The following is a 15,116-nucleotide window of genomic DNA, read 5'->3' as shown; positions in this document are numbered from 1 at the left end:
GGCGGATCTCGCCGCCAAGCGCCCTGATGCGCCGCCCCATGGCTTGGCAGACATCGGCATAGCTGACGATGCCGGTCGAGGCCACGAAAAGCGCGCCGAGACCGCGGATGTTCGGTTCCCGCTCCTTCAATTCACCCTCGCTGACGCGCCGGACTTCGATCGTGTTCTGCTTCGAGCGTTCGTGGAGCGCCTCCATGCGCTGCACTTCGAGTGCGGAGGTGGCGACGAGCAGTTTGCCGCAGACATCGAAGCGGATGCCGTTCTCCTGGCAGAAGGCCTTGGTGGCATCCGCGCCCTTGCGGCAGAGCTCGGCCTTCAGGCTGCCTGGCGGATAGTAGATGCCGGCATGGATGACACCACTGTTGTGGCCGGTCTGGTGCTTGCCGAGAGCCTCCTCTTTTTCCAACAGGATCAGGCTGCAGCCGGGATATGTTTCCAGCAGCCGCATGGCCGTCGCCAGGCCGACGATGCCGCCGCCGATGACGCAGTAGTCGAAAATCATTGTTGTAGCCCTTGCCTGCCCGATTATGCGTGCGCCGTCTGACGATCGCCATAGTCGAAATAGGCCTTTTCCAGCGCATGCCCGTCGGCAAGCTCGCTTGCCGAACCCTCCAGCGCGTTATGGCCGTTGCGCGGCACGTAGACGCGGGAAGCGAGGTCGAGAATGCGAGCGGTGGACCGTTCGACGACGAGCAGGGTCAGCCCGCTGGCGTTAAGCTGGCGGAGGCTTTCGTAGACCTGGTCGATCACCAGCGGCGCAAGGCCAAGCGACGGTTCATCGATCATCATCAGCGACGGGCGCTGCAGGATGGCGCGGGCGATGGCAAGCTGCTGCTGCTCGCCGCCGGAAAGGTGGCCGGCAACGCCGCGGTAGCGGGTCCTGAGGATCGGAAGATTTCCAGAACCCGTTCCCAGATCGGCGGCCGCTTCGGCCTTGTCCTTGCGGATCATGCCGCCGAGCAGCAGGTTTTCCCGCACCGTCAGTGTCCGGAAGATACTGCGGCCTTCCGACACCAGTGCCAGGCCCTTCCGGCATAGCTTTTCCGGCGCCTGGCCGGCGATCGACTCGCTGTTGAAGGCAAGCGTGCCCCCGGTCGGCGCCATGGCCCGGAAATTGATTTCAGAAGCGTGGATTTGCCGGCGCCGCGATCTGGCCTCGTCGTTCCCGGCAAGCAGCAGCTGACGATCAATCTCCTCGCGTGGTATCGACATCTCACGGCGGCCAGATATCGCTGCCCTGATATCAAGTGTGTAGACCGGACGCCGCTGCGGAATGCCAAAGGATAGTGCTCTTTGACAATCTTCCCCTTCACTGAAGCCACCCCGATCCAGTTCCAGCAGCCCCTGCCGAGGACCTCGGACGTCGTGATCATCGGCGGCGGGGTCATTGGCGTGACCACGGCACTGTTCCTGGCGCGGCGGAACGTCTCGGTGACGCTGCTGGAAAAGGGACGCATCGCCGCCGAGCAATCCTCGCGCAACTGGGGCTGGATCCGGCAGCAGGGCCGCGATGCCGACGAACTGCCGATCGTCATCGAAGCGCAGCGCCTCTGGCGGCAACTGGCACAGGAATGTGGCGAGGACATAGGACTGAAGCAGACGGGCGTTACCTATCTTGCGCGAACAGACAAGGAGATGGCCGGCTTCGCGAAATTCCTGAAGATCGCCCAGGCTCATGGCGTCGACACGCGTCTCCTCGACCAGGGTGAGCTGGCAAGCCTGATCCCGGCCATGTCGCGACTGTTCAAAGGCGCAATGATCACTCCATCGGACATGCGGGCAGAACCTTGGGTCGCCGTGCCCGCGCTTGCTCGCCTGGCGGCCCGCGAAGGCGCGACGATCATCGAGAATTGCGCGGCACGTATGCTCGACATCTCCGCGGGACGCATCAGTGGCGTCTGGACCGAGAAAGGGCTCATCGCGGCCTCGAGCGTCCTCGTCGCCAGCGGCGCGTGGACGTCGCTGTTCCTGCGCGCCCACGGCATCTCGATTCCGCAGCTCAGCGTCAGGGCGACTGTCGCTGCGACAGCGCCGATGGCGGAAATCCACGCCGGTGCCGCCGCGGACGAACGCATCGCTTTCCGGCGCAGGCAGGATGGCGGGTACACGCTCGCATCGGGAGGCAGCAGCCAACTCTACATAGGGCCGGACGCATTTCGCCATGCAGGCAAATATGTCAGCGCCCTGATGGCCAATCCGTTCGGCACACGCTACCTGCCGGCCGCGCCGCGAGGCTACCCGGACGGCTGGTCGACCCCGCGCAGCTGGAACGCGGATGAAGAAAGCCCTTTCGAACGGATGCGCGTCCTCAATCCGGCTCCCGAGACGTCGGCGCTCCGCGCCATCGACGGCGGGTTCAGGGAGCTTTTCCCTCAGTTCACGACCGTACCGCTCAAGGCGAGCTGGGCGGGCATGATCGATGCGATGCCTGATGTCGTGCCCATCGTCGATCGCGCCGCTGCGTTCCCAGGCCTCGTTGTCGCGACCGGGATGAGCGGCCACGGCTTCGGCATAGGACCCGGAATGGGCCGCATCCTGTCCGATTTGATCCAGGGCAACGAGACCGGGCACAATCTCCACAGGTTCCGTCAATCCCGTTTCAGCGACGGCAGCCCGATCCGATTGGGACCATCGCTGTAAGTATTTCTGCCGCCCGCCAGCCCATCCGCTCTGGCCTTGAAGAACCGGACGAGGGCTCAGGTGCCGCATGCCCGGGCGTAGATCTCGATGCTTCGCTGGACGTGATCGATCGCGATCTCCTCGACGTCGCAGCCGCGGGCGGCCCAAGCGAGCGCCGAAGGCAGGTGCTGGAGAAACAGCGTCACCGGCACCTTGCGGCCCTTCAACGCGTCGAAGAGCCGGTCGCAGGCGGCACGGGCTTGCGGGGTCGCCCAATAATATCGGATGCGATCGGAATAGGAGTAGTGGCGCAGCGTCCGCTTGTCGGCATCGCTGCCATGATAGTGGCTTGCCCAGTTCTTGGGCGCGGCTTGCATCAGCTCTTCCATGGCCTGATAAAGCGGCCGCTGGCCATAGAAAGGCACCAGATCGGAAGCGATCAGGTCGAGCGCGTACAGCGCCTCGCGCAGTTTGAAGGTCAGCTCGGGGCCGACCTTGAGGATGGCGAAGCCATCTTCGACGAGTTCACGCAGCGGCCTCTCGCCCTGATAGTCCGTCGAATGCGCTTCGAAAATGAGCGACGGCAATGTGTTCAGAGTTGCCGCCAGATCGCTGGCCTTGGTCCGATCGTAAAAAATCACATTCTGGTTGCCGAACTCCACGCCCGGCTGCACGACAAGCCCGATGACGCGGGAAAACGCGCTTTCAAGCCCGGCGGCCTGGAATGCTTTGGCGTGAATGGCATGTGTCTGGCGAGCCGCCTCCGGACTGGTCGGGGTGATCGCATCCAAAGCGTGATCGGCGCCACCGGGAGGCGGCACCTCCGTCCCGATGATGTAGACCGGGCTTGCCCCGCCGCTCTGCGCGGCCGCCTGTTCCGCGACGCCCGCCATTCTGGCTGCGCGCTCGGCCACCGTATGGTCGTCTAGCGTCGCCGGTTCACCCGCGCAGCCCATCGATGCATCGAGATGGATCTTGCGGAAGCCGGCGCGGACATAAGCATCGACCATTGTCCCGGCCTGCGCCATCGCCTCCTCGGCGGGCCGGTCTTTCCAGGGATTGGGACCGAGATGATCCCCGCCAAGCACGATCAGCTCTGTCGGGCACTGCTCGACTGCCGCGAGCGCTTTCACCATCGCCGCGAAATCGGACGGCGTCATGCCCGTATAACCGCCCAGATGATTGACCTGGTTGCACGTCGCTTCGATCAGGACGGTGGTGCCGGTTTCCCGGCCGTGGCGCAGTGCAGCTTTGAGCACCAGGGGGTGCGCCGAGCACACCGAGGTTACCCCGATTTTCTTTCCTTCCCTGTGCAGGCCCGGCACATCTTCGATCGCCACACGCATCAGCTTCTTCTCGCCGTTCTTGCCATGAAATCTTCCAGTTCGGCCCGCGTGCCGGCTCCCTCCATGGGGCCGAGGCGTGTGACGTTGCGCGCCCCTGCCGCATTGGCGAATTCGAGCGAAGTCCGCAGCGGCATCCCCAACCGCCGGCATGCGACATAGGCTCCGCCGAAACAGTCGCCGGCGCCGGTGGGGTCCGTTTCCTCGACGATGAGGCCGGGACAATCGGCACTGGCGCCCGTGCTTTGACGGGCTGACGCGCCATGTTCGCCACGCTTCACGGCGATCTCCTTGACCCCTCGTTTGAACAGCGCCTCGATTGCGCGTTCCTCGCCATCCATGCCGGCGGCCAGGAACAATTCATTGCCCGACGGCAGCAGCAGGTCCGCTTTGTCCACCAGGCTCGCGAATTTCTCCTCGGTCTGGCCGTGCGCCAGCAATTCTTTGCGCAGGTTCGGATCGAGCGACATGGTGCCGCCGCGTGCCTTGATCAGCGGGATCGCGCGTTCGGTGATCGCCCAGGCCGCGGGGCTTGCGAACACCGTTCCCATGACGTGGATATGCCCGCAACGCGCGATCAGCGCCTCGACCTGCGGGGTCCATTCCAGTCGAGCGGCGGCGGATTTGGCGATGTTGTAGACGAAATCGCGGCTTCCGTCCGTGCGGTAGCGGACAAAGGCGCTGCCCGTCGGATAATCCGCGGAAACAGCGATGGCGGAAGTGTCTACGCCGTCTCGCTTCAGGCGCTCCATGTTGACCGCGCCGAAATCGTCGTCGCCCACCACGCCCACCATTGCCGCCGCTCCGCCCATACGCGCGCATTGATCGATGAAGATGGCGGGCGCGCCACTCGGAAAGGGGCCAATGAGGTCGATCGGTTCCCGGAAACCGGTGCCTGTCTGCCTCGCGACGATCTCTACCAGGATTTCTCCAATCGTCACGGTTGGCCCGAGCGAGTCCGGTGCAAGCGTTTGGGGGAGGTCGTTCATCAAGCGTCCAATCCTAGGTGTGGTGTCGTTTGCGGTTTCACGACGCCGAGGCGTCTGGACCGGAAACCGCGTCCTTGTTGAGCATCTGGTTGTCGAGCGACATGAAGCGCTGATGCATCATGCAAGCGGCTCCGAAGGCAGCTCCATAGATGGCGCTCTCGTTGAAAACGATCTCGGGGATAGGAAAGGTCGCGGCCTGGAGCTCGCGGATATGCGCGTCGACCCGTGCGGCGACCAATGGATACAATTCCGCGACGGACCCGCCCAGCACGATGCGGTTCGGGTCGATCAGCCGCGAGATCTGCACGACTGCAAATGCGAACAAGACAGCCCATTCTTCGGCGAGCTGCACCGCTTGAGGAACACGATCGCGGACGTCACGCAGGAACAAGTCCAAGTCGGCGTCCGGCCTGTACTGGCGATAGGATGACAGGATGCGGTCGCGCCCGAAGGCCTGCTCCAGATTCCGGTATGTCGGGTTCCGTGTCTTGAGGTGGCCGACTTCTCCGGCCAGGCCATTGCCGCCGCGGAACAACTTGCCGTCGATGACAATTCCGCCACCGACACCGTTCTCGATGACCATGAAGAAGGTGACGCCGCTCGCCGCTTCCGGCTGGCTGTATGTGATGCCGATGCCGAATGCGTTGCCGTCATTTTCCGCGGATACCGGGATCTCGGCCGGAAGAAGGCTGCGGGCAAGGCCTGTGAGATCGACATTGCGCCACCCCAGGATCGGTGCGACGTGGATGAAACCGTCCTGGTTCATTTGTCCGGGCACCGCGATGCCGATGCCCTGACATCGCGCCAGGCTATCCTTCCGCATCTCGAGAAACACCTGTTCGATCGCCATGTGGACCGCGGCCTCCGGATCGCTGTCGTGTCCTTCGAAGCGCGTCATGGCGCTGCGAACGATCTTGCCCGCGAGATCGATCTCGACGCATGTCATATGTTCGACACCGATCTCTATGCCGGCGAAGAAAACGGCTTCAGGCACGATTTCCACGAGGATACCCGGTCTTCCGGCCCTGGGCTGGCCCGCCGGATTCGCGACATCGTTCTCCGCTACTTCGCGAACGAGTCCGGCCTCGACCAACTCCAGGACGATATTGCCGGCGGACGAGCGGTTGACCCCCATATGCCTGGCGAGATCGGCCCGGCTCAAAGGGCCGAAGCGGTGGAGCGCGTTCAGCGTCGCTACCGAATTGCTCTGGCGGATCCTGCGAGGCGAGCTGCTGGCGAAGGTTACATGGTTCATGGCGGACTCCGCATGTTCGTTCCCAGCCTATACTTCACCCGAGCTTGTTTTTCCTCCGGCAACGCAAAGTCCTCAAAGAATGAACCGCCTGATGTCGGAAGCAAGCAATTCCCGCTGCGCCGGACGCGAAGGAGAATGCCGCGAGCGAGCGGCATCCTCCTGTTGGAGCGTCAATTGCCGACAAGCACCTTGTCGACATTCTCGGAGGTCACCGCCAGCCACGGCACGTAGTAATGCTGGTCCTTGCCGTCGTTCCAGGCGAGCTTGCCGCCGTTTACGTCCCAGACAGCCGCGCGCGGCTTGTAGCTGTCGCCGACGATCTTGTGCAGCGCGAGGTCGATCGCCCCTTGCGCCTGTCCGTTGGCATCCTGGAGGATGGACATCGACTGTTCGCCACGCTTGACGGCTTCAAGCGCGTCCTTGATGCCGTCCACGCCGGCGACCGGAACCGTCTTGGGATCCAGGCCGTGGTTGCGGATGCCCTCGATGGCGCCGACGGCCATCTCGTCGTTTTCGGCCAGGACGCCCTGGATCGCATCGCCATGCGAGGTCAGGAAATTCTCCATCAGCGTGATGGCCTCGGCGCGTGACCAGTTGGCGGTGTTCTGCTCCAGGATGGTCACTCCGGGATTTTCCTTCAGCACCTTCTGGATCCCTTCAAGCCGCTGTACCTGGGCCGACTGGCCCAGCATCCCTTCCAGGATCACGACCTTGGCCTGCGGGCCGGCCTTGTCGATCACCGCCTTGGCCAGCATTTCGCCGGCCTCGACATCGTTGGAATTGATGTAGGCGTCGTAGAGCGCGGTGTTGGAAACCATCGTGTTGGAGCCGAACACCGGGATGCCGGCTGCCTTCGCGCGCTCGATCGGTTCATTGCCGGCGTCGATGTCGACCGGGATGAAGATGATCGCGTCGTATTTTTCGGTGATGGCTGTGTCGAACAGGTTCGACTGCGTCAGCACGTCCTGGCGACCGTCGAGAACTGTCAGCGCGGCGGTACCGTCCGCAAGCGCGGGGTGCGCCTTGGCGGCATCGGCCCACAGAACATTGTACTCGGTGTTGAGGCTCTGGACGATCGCCGCGATCTTCAACGTCTTGGCGTCGGCCGAACTCCCCCCGAACACCATGCCTGCAAGGGCAAGGCCGGCCGCTGCTCCCATCAGGAAGCGTCTTGTCGTTTTCATGTGCATTTCCTCCATGTTGCGTGCGGCCGCGCCGCTTGCGCCTGTTACTCTCTCCCGGCTCGGGAGCGGTCGATCAGCACCGCGAGGACGATGATCGAACCCTTGATGATCTGCTGGTAGTATGAGGACACCCCCATCAGATCGAGACCGTTGCTGATCATGCCGATGATCAGCACGCCCACCAGCGTATAGCCGATGCGGCCGATACCTCCGGTGAGGCTTGTTCCGCCGATGACCACCGCCGCGATGGCATCGAGTTCGTAGCCGATGCCCGCCTGTGGCAGGGCGGACGTGGTGCGGGCCGTCAGCATGACACCCGCGAGACCGGCCAGCGCGCCCATGATGACGTAAACCGAAAAGATGATGCCGGTGGTGTTGATGCCGCTCGTCTTCGCGCTGCGCGGGTTTCCGCCCACCGCATAGACCCGTCTTCCGTAAATGGAGTAGCGCAGGACGATTGCCGCGACAGCGAAGACGACGGCGAAAATGATCACCGGTACCGGTATGCCGAGCACGAGACCCTGGCCGAGCCAGCGGAATTCGAGGCTGAGATTGGGAATCGGGCGGCCGCCGCTGTAAAGCAGCGTCGCGCCGCGCGCCACGCTCAGCATTCCGAGCGTGGCGACGAAGGCCGGCACCTTGAAGTAGGCGATCAGCCCGCCATTGACGGCGCCGCAAAGCGCGCCCACGGCGACGCCGGCCGCGACTGCTAGGAGCGGATTGAACGCATCCGCGCCGGTGACCAGGCTGGCCGCCACGGCGCCGGCCAGCGCCAGGAGCGAACCGATGGAGAGATCGATGCCGGCCGTCAGGATCACGAAGGTCATGCCGACAGCCAGCACACCGTTCATGGAGACCTGCCGCAGAACGTTCAGCAGATTGTTGGTGGACAGGAAGTTCGGCGACGCCAGCGACAACACGACGAACAGGAGGATAAACGAGATGACGATGCCATAACGGGCGATGAACTTTCCCAGGCTCATGCCGCTCATGCTTTGACTGGCGGATACCATTGGATTCTTCTCCACGAAATGGATCGTCTGGCTAGGAAGCCAGATGAACGAGGGTTTCCTGGGTGGCCTCGGGTCCGGCGACCTCGCCTGCGATGCGGCCCCGGCGAAAAACGACGATGCGATCCGCATTGGCGAGGATTTCGGGCACCTCGGACGAGATCATCAGCACGGCGTTTCCCGCCTTCACGAAATTGCCGAGGAAGGCATAGATCTCGCGCTTGGCGCCTTCGTCGACGCCGCGTGTCGGCTCGTCGCAGATCAGGATCCTGGGGTTGGTGTCGACACAGCGCGCAAGGACAACCTTCTGCTGGTTGCCGCCGCTCAGGGATTGGACGGGCAGGTCCGGCGACGCCGTCTTGATGGAGAAGCGCTTGATGTGCTCGACCACGCTCCTGCCTTCCGCCGATCCGTTCATGAAGCCCTTGCGCGCATAATGCGGCAGGTTGGCCACGGTGATGTTGTGGGCGACCGACGCGGTCAGTGACAGGCCCGTCTGCTTGCGGTCCTCCGTGACCAGCGAAATGCCGGCGCCGATGGAATCGGCGGGCGTCTTGAGATCGATGGGCTTGCCCTCGATCAGCACCTGGCCGGAATCCCGCGGCTCGTTTCCGTAGAGCGCATTCACGAACTCGCTGCGACCGGAGCCGAGAAGCCCGTATATGCCGACGATCTCTCCCGCATGAACGGTCATGTCGATGTCGGCGAACTTTCCCTTCGATGCAAAGCCGCGGGCTTCGAGCAAGGGTTTCTGCGGGCCGGTATCCTTCGGTTCGCGATGATGGTCCAACAGGTCGCGGCCGACGATCGACCGGATCAGGCCCTTGCGGTCGATTTCGGAAATCGATCCGCCGCCTACGAAACGGCCGTCGCGGAAGACCGTATAATCGTCGGCGATCTCGAAGATCTCGGTCAGGCGGTGCGAGACATAAATGATGCCTACGCCCTCCGCGGTCAGAGTGCGGATCGCGTCGAACAGCATCTGCGCCTCGCGCTCGCCAATGGCCGAGGTGGGTTCGTCCATGATCAGGATGTCGCTGCGGCGGCTGATTGCCTTGGTGATCTCGACGAGTTGGGCCTGCGCGATCGAAAGATCGCGCAACCGCGCACCAGCGGGGATGTTGAATTTCAACCGCGCCAGGATCGCCTCCGCGTCGCTTAGCATGCACTTGTCGTCGACGAAGAAGCGGCCGCGCCGCTGTTCGCGGCCGAGATAGAGGTTCTCGGCGACGGTCATGTCCAGGAACGGGCTGAGCTCCTGGGTGATGATGGCGATACCGGCATCGAGCGCCTCGGCGGGGGAGGAGAAATTCACCTCCCGGCCTTTCACCGTGACGGATCCGGCGTCGCGCCGCAGCATCCCCATCAACACGCCGAGGAAGGTGGACTTGCCGGCACCGTTGCCACCGCACAAGGCATTGACCGTCCCGGCGCGCAACCGAATCCGCCCGTCGACCAGGGCGGGAACGCCTGCAAAGCTCTTCGCGACATTTTCGGCGCTGAGGAGAAGCGGCGCGGTGGCGCCGTTCTCGTTGGTGATAGCTTCGTTCTGCGTCATCTTCCCGTCCTCCTCGGGATGAGATGGCGCGGGCGCTTGTCGGCCCGCAGCCCTTTCGTCTTCAGGCAGCCTTGTTGATCTCGGCCCGGCGCACGGCTTCTTCCCAACGGCTTTCGATGAAAGCCTTGGCATGCGCGGCGAGCGGATTGTTGTCGGTCCAGGTGTCGCGCCAGATGCCGCACACACGCGACAGGGCTTCATCGACGATGGCGCTGGAGAAGCTCTCGAAGGTGACGTCGCGATTGTGGAAGCCAATGTCCACCAGCGCGGAAAAGATGCTCGCGAAATCGATCGTACCGGTGCCGAGATAGCCGCGGTAGTTCTCGTTGAAGTGGAAATAACCGAGCTTGTCCCCAGCCAGACGGATCGCCTCGGCCTGGCTCGCCTCCTCGATGTTCATGTGGAACGTGTCGAGATGCAGGAAGACGTCGTCGCGGCCGGTGTCCTTGATGAACTTCAGGCCTTGCGCGGTCGTGTTCAAGAGGTTGGACTCGAAGCGGTTCACCACTTCCAGAACGATCTGCACGCCGCTATCCCTGGCCACCTCGGCTGTCGCGGCGATGGCGTCGGCGCTGTTCATCCAGCCGGTTCGCGTGGGCAGCCCGTCATACTTGCCGTGCATCGAATAGAGAATGCCGCCCAATCGGATGCCGCCGATGTCGCGGACCGCCTTGACCGCGTCGGACAAGAGCGCCTTTCCCTTGGTGACCACGGCCTTGTCCTCGCTCGAGACGTCCGCATCCGCCGACAGGCCCATCGTGACCACGATCTCGATGTCCAGTTCCTTGGCTTGCTTCGCCAGGCGGTCGAGGTCGAATTTCTCGGGCCGCAGATAAGCGAACTCGATCAGCCGGTAACCATGATCCGCCGACTTGGCGAGTGCCATTTCCAGGCCCTCCTGGGTCAGGCCGTTTGTCCAGACAAATGAATGGATACCAAGACGCCGCATTCAGATCCTCCGATAATCAGGTTTGCATGTTAAAGATACAAACTTGATCCTGAATGCCTAAAATTCAGCTTCGGCGCAAGAGGAATTCTGGCATTGGTCGGCGCGAGCCAATCATGCCGGATTAAAAAAATGCTGGAAAACAAATGGTTGAGAGGCATCATGGAGATGCGAGAAAATCTTCTCTGACCTATGCGAGAAACGGGATATGCAGCTTTTGACAACAAATATCCCGTCACTTGCGCAGACCGAGCGGCATGGACCGCTCGCTCGGCGAGACGCAAGGCGAATGCGGAACGAGCGGAACCCGGTCCAACGTTCGTTGGTTCCTGCCAAGGCATTCGCTTGGGACCAGCCGGCGGACGCCCGATCCTCCGGCTTGCCCAAGCGCGCACCCGGACGCGGCGACGCGCAAACCCTCAGCCGGGAAACAGGTCCAGGATCGACGACAGACGGTTGGCACTGAGATCGATGTCGCTGAGCGGGCCGCCGCTGGGGAGATAGCCAACCACGAACAGACCGGCGGCCCGTGCGGCCTTGGTGCCGGTGCGGCTGTCTTCCACAGCGACGACGGATCCCGGAGCTATGGCGAGCTGCCGGCAGGCCTCGCGATAGGGCGTTGGGTCGGGTTTGCCGACCGTAACGTCGTCGAGGCTGATTGTGAGGCTCATATGGTCGAGCACGCCGAGCGCATCCAGATTGGCATTGACGACTTGCCGGCCGGAATTTGACACGCAGACCTGCGGGACGCCGCGGTCAGCCAGGGTCCGGATCGTCTCGACCGCCTCGGGGATCGGGATGGCGTCCGCCCGGTTGGCGACGTAGTGGGCATTGATGGCGGCGAGCCACTCCGCCTGGTCAAGCCCGACTGGGAGGCGCGGACGCAGCATTGTCCAGACGTCGCCCATATGGATGCCGCGAAAGGCTTGGTCGGGCAGGTCGTCAAGATCGACGTTCCAGTTGCGGCAGCCGGCGAGGAGAGATTGATGATGCAACGGCTCGCTGTCGATCAGCGTTCCGTCGATGTCCCAGGCGACGGCGCGATACATCACGATGGCGATCCCGCTTTGGTCGCGCCAGGAGCCGATAGGCGTGTATAGAGATCGCGATAGCGGCGGTAACCGTCGCGGTAGATGTCGGCCTTTCGCGGGTCGGGATCGAGCCGGTCGGCGAAGCTGACGAAACCGGAAACGCCCGACCAGTCGTCGGTCAGGCCGGTGCCTATCGCCGCCGTCCAGGCAGCGCCGATGCAGGAGCCGGGGTGCCCGGTCAGGCGTTGGACCGGCTTTTGCAAGACATCCGCGACAATCTGCATCCAGACCTTGCTGCTTGAGCCGCCGTCGGAGGCGAGATAGCGCTCGGTCCGATGGCCCATGTCGTTGAGCACCTCGACATGATGCGCGATGGCAAAGGCATAGGCCTCGAGCAAAGCGCGCCAGACATGGCCGATATCGTGCGAAAGCGTCAGGCCGTCGATCACGCCGCGGGCCGCTGGATCATGGATCGGCGTCTTCTCGCCAAGGAAATAGGGCAGGATGATGAGGCCGTCGGCACCGGCGGGACGCTCTGCCGCCAGCGCATCGAGCCGCTGGTGTACGGAAATACCCTCGGCCTGTGCCGCGGCCATCTCGCCGCCGGCGAAATTGCGTACGAACCAGTTGAGGGCGGAGCCGCCTGTCGACATGCAGCCATTGGGCATGAACAGGCCCGGGACCAGGTGATAATCGAGATACATGCGCGGATCGGGCTTGATCTGATCGGTAGCGATCAGGATATCGACCGAGCCGCCGAATTTCAGGAGGACATCGCCCGGCTTGGCGACGCCGGCGCCAAGCGCGGAGGCGATCATGTCGGCTGCACCGCCGACGACCGGTGTTCCCGCCATCAGGCCTGTCTCATCGGCGGCCTTCGCCGAGACGGAGCCGAGGATCTCATGCGAGGCGATCTTTCGTGGCACGGCCGAGCGCGGTATGTGCGCGAGCGCCACCAGATCGTCGTCGATCCGGTGCGTCGAAACGTCGACGAAGCCGGCCTCCAGCGCCCAGTTCTGCTCGACCGCACGTTCGCCGGTGAGGCGCCAGTTGATATAATCGTAGGAGCCGAAAACGGTGGCGATGCGGCTGAACACCTCCGGCTCGTGACGCTCAATCCAGCGCAGCTTTGCGGTGACGAGCTGTTGGTTGATGCCGTTGCCGGCCTTGGCGATGAAAGCCGTCTCATCGCATTCGGTCCGCAGTTCGGCCACTTCGGCGCCACAGCGGCCGTCGCTCTGCTGGATGCTCGGCCGCAGCACTTCGCCCTTCTCGTTCAGAAGAACGACCGCCGGCAGCATGCCGGTGGTGCCGACCGCCACGATTTCCTCGGCCTTGATGCCGCTGGTCCTGAGCAACTCCTGCACGATGTCGCGGACATTGGTCCACCATTGCGCGGGATCTTCCTCGGCCCAGCCCGCATGCTCGGAATGCAGCGTGACGGGGCGCGAGGCGAGGCCCAGCACCTGATCGGGAAGCCGGATCAGGATGCCGATCGTCGAGGTGGTGCCGATATCGAGACCGAGAACGAACGCCATGTCGAATCCATTGAAATGCTGGGAAGGGCAGGCGGGCGAAACCTGTCTGCCTCGTTGTGTCGCACTGCTCGATACCAGTCGATCATTCCGGACGCCGGCCTGCAACGATCGATATGATCACCGCGAGCCGGCGCGATGGCCGGCATCGCCGTGGAAGCCGTCCTCAGCGCAAAGTGGCGACAACATCCATGAAGCGCTTGACCCGATCGCCGTCGACGGCGTTCCAGGTATTGCCACCGATCTTGAAATGGGTCCCGATCACGACGCCGCTCGCCAGCGAAAGGACGTCGCGGACATTGTCGATGTTCACGCCGGTGTTGGCGAAGACCGGCACGTCCTTGATCGTCTCGCAGACGCTGCGCAGGTGGGACTGGTCGGCCGGCTGGCCGGTGATCGGACCGGAGACGAGGATCGCGTCTGCCATCGACGAGAACACCGCGCTCTTGGCACGCAATTCAATCGGGCGCTGGTCGAGCGAGTGTGCGAACTCGGCATTGATGTTGAAGAGAAGCTTCATGTCGTCGCGACCAAGGTTGTGCCGCAGGCGCGAGGCGGCGGCGCAATCGGGCTCCCACAAGCCCATATCGGAAGCGAACAGGCCGGTGAAGATCTCGCGCACGAAACGGGCTCCGGTGGCAGCTCCGATCGCGACGCTGGCAGTCGGATCCCAGAGATAGTTGACGCCAAACGGCACTCTCAGCTCGGGCTTCACCGCCTGGACGATGGCAGTCATGGCGGCAATGCCCTCGGGCGGCGCCTTGAAGACATAGGGGCGGTCGTTCTCGTTGCCGAACATGATGGCATCGACGCCGCCGTTCTGCAGCTTGCGGATGTCGGAGAGTACGCCATCGATCAGCTTGTCGAGGCCGCCATCGGCATCATAGAGGGGCGTTCCCGGCAGGGCACCGATATGTGCCATCGAGATGACAGCCTTCTTCTTGTCGCCGAAAAATTCAAATACCATCGAGTCTTCTCCTTGGGGATAAAGTGAAAATGGCGCGCCTCAGTCGCGCGTCAGTGGCGGCGCGATGCGCAGGTCGACCTTGGCCGCGGCGAGCGCCGCGACGATCTTGGCCGGCGGCTCGGCATCGGTGATGAGGATGTCGAAGTCCGACAGTGGCGCTATCCGCACCAGCGACATGCGCAGGAATTTGGCGGAATCGCACAGGACGATCTTGGTGCCTGACCGCCTCAGATAGGCGCGCTTCATATCGGTATCATCGAAGGAATAATCGAAGAGGCCGTCCGCTGTGATACCGGAGACGCCGATCACGGCGACATCGAACCACAGCGCCTCGAACTGGGCGATGGCCGCAGGCCCGCCGGTCGACATCTCGTCGGCCCGTACGCGGCCGCCGGCAACATAGACTTCGGGCACACCGCCATTCAGCGCCGCCGCGATCCTGAGGCTGTTGGTGAACACCTTGGCGTGCGGAAGGTCCCTGAGGTGCTCGGCCATCAGATAGGTGGTGGTGCCGACATCCAAAGCGATCGTGCGGTATCCCGAAACCAGCGCGGCCGCGGCCGCGGCAATCGCGGCCTTCGGGTCGCGGCGCTGGCGCAAGCGCGAATCGAAACTCGGCTCTTCGCTGTCCATGGCGACCAGCGGCGGGTTGTCGGCCTCGATCGCCCCGCCATGGATT

Annotated in this window: 14 protein-coding genes; 1 reads left to right on the top strand and 13 read right to left on the bottom strand. The window is 63.4% G+C overall.

The window, feature by feature from the left end; genetic code table 11:
* A partial coding sequence (locus EN884_RS05295; RefSeq protein ID WP_245491900.1) for an FAD-dependent oxidoreductase occupies window positions 1-499 on the bottom strand: 499 nt, incomplete at its 3' end.
* A gap of 26 nt (window positions 500-525) precedes the next feature.
* Window positions 526-1,212 (bottom strand): ATP-binding cassette domain-containing protein, encoded by a 687-nt coding sequence (locus tag EN884_RS05290; RefSeq protein WP_063170078.1) that lies wholly within the window; start codon window positions 1,210-1,212, stop codon window positions 526-528.
* A gap of 81 nt (window positions 1,213-1,293) precedes the next feature.
* On the opposite strand from EN884_RS05290, the gene EN884_RS05285 reads away from it, so the two are divergent.
* Window positions 1,294-2,640 carry an FAD-binding oxidoreductase gene (locus EN884_RS05285; RefSeq protein WP_063170079.1) on the top strand — a complete coding sequence of 449 codons (1,347 nt, stop codon included), beginning with the start codon at window positions 1,294-1,296 and terminating at the stop codon, window positions 2,638-2,640.
* A 56-nt stretch (window positions 2,641-2,696) separates the two neighbouring features.
* On the opposite strand, the gene EN884_RS05280 is transcribed toward EN884_RS05285, so the two are convergent.
* From EN884_RS05280 to EN884_RS05230, 11 genes are all read right to left on the bottom strand, one after another.
* On the bottom strand, window positions 2,697-3,965 hold the full coding sequence (locus tag EN884_RS05280; protein WP_032898842.1) for a D-tagatose-bisphosphate aldolase, class II, non-catalytic subunit: 1,269 nt from the start codon (window positions 3,963-3,965) through the stop codon (window positions 2,697-2,699).
* On the bottom strand, window positions 3,965-4,951 hold the full coding sequence (locus EN884_RS05275; RefSeq protein ID WP_063170080.1) for a sugar kinase: 987 nt from the start codon (window positions 4,949-4,951) through the stop codon (window positions 3,965-3,967). The genes EN884_RS05280 and EN884_RS05275 overlap by 1 nt, the downstream gene beginning before the upstream one ends.
* A gap of 37 nt (window positions 4,952-4,988) precedes the next feature.
* Window positions 4,989-6,206 carry an ROK family transcriptional regulator gene (locus EN884_RS05270; protein ID WP_024502254.1) on the bottom strand — a complete coding sequence of 406 codons (1,218 nt, stop codon included), beginning with the start codon at window positions 6,204-6,206 and terminating at the stop codon, window positions 4,989-4,991.
* 170 nt (window positions 6,207-6,376) lie between these two features.
* Window positions 6,377-7,390 (bottom strand): substrate-binding domain-containing protein, encoded by a 1,014-nt coding sequence (locus EN884_RS05265; RefSeq protein WP_063170467.1) that lies wholly within the window; start codon window positions 7,388-7,390, stop codon window positions 6,377-6,379.
* 44 nt (window positions 7,391-7,434) lie between these two features.
* The gene (locus EN884_RS05260; protein ID WP_032898845.1) at window positions 7,435-8,403 is read right to left on the bottom strand and encodes an ABC transporter permease; all 969 of its coding nucleotides are present in this window, start codon (window positions 8,401-8,403) and stop codon (window positions 7,435-7,437) included.
* Between the two features lie 31 nt (window positions 8,404-8,434).
* Window positions 8,435-9,958, bottom strand: a complete 1,524-nt coding sequence (locus EN884_RS05255; protein ID WP_063170081.1) for a sugar ABC transporter ATP-binding protein — start codon at window positions 9,956-9,958, stop codon at window positions 8,435-8,437.
* Between the two features lie 61 nt (window positions 9,959-10,019).
* A complete protein-coding gene (locus EN884_RS05250) occupies window positions 10,020-10,907 on the bottom strand; it encodes a sugar phosphate isomerase/epimerase family protein (protein WP_013530264.1) in 888 nt (295 codons plus the stop codon).
* Between the two features lie 416 nt (window positions 10,908-11,323).
* Window positions 11,324-11,953: an HAD family phosphatase gene (locus EN884_RS05245; RefSeq protein WP_082826650.1), complete on the bottom strand. Its 630-nt coding sequence runs from the start codon at window positions 11,951-11,953 to the stop codon at window positions 11,324-11,326.
* Window positions 11,953-13,473 (bottom strand): FGGY-family carbohydrate kinase, encoded by a 1,521-nt coding sequence (locus EN884_RS05240; protein WP_063170083.1) that lies wholly within the window; start codon window positions 13,471-13,473, stop codon window positions 11,953-11,955. Before EN884_RS05240 ends, EN884_RS05245 begins: the two co-directional genes overlap by 1 nt.
* A gap of 163 nt (window positions 13,474-13,636) precedes the next feature.
* Window positions 13,637-14,437 (bottom strand): BtpA/SgcQ family protein, encoded by an 801-nt coding sequence (locus tag EN884_RS05235; protein ID WP_024502261.1) that lies wholly within the window; start codon window positions 14,435-14,437, stop codon window positions 13,637-13,639.
* Window positions 14,438-14,476: 39 nt separating this feature from the next.
* A partial coding sequence (locus EN884_RS05230; protein ID WP_164894928.1) for a DeoR/GlpR family DNA-binding transcription regulator occupies window positions 14,477-15,116 on the bottom strand: 640 nt, incomplete at its 5' end.

The organism is Mesorhizobium sp. M7A.F.Ca.AU.001.01.1.1, from assembly GCF_004022735.1.
Lineage (GTDB): Bacteria > Pseudomonadota > Alphaproteobacteria > Rhizobiales > Rhizobiaceae > Mesorhizobium > Mesorhizobium ciceri.
Note: the sequence above shows the minus strand (reverse complement) of the source record. Positions and strands in the feature narration are given on the sequence as shown.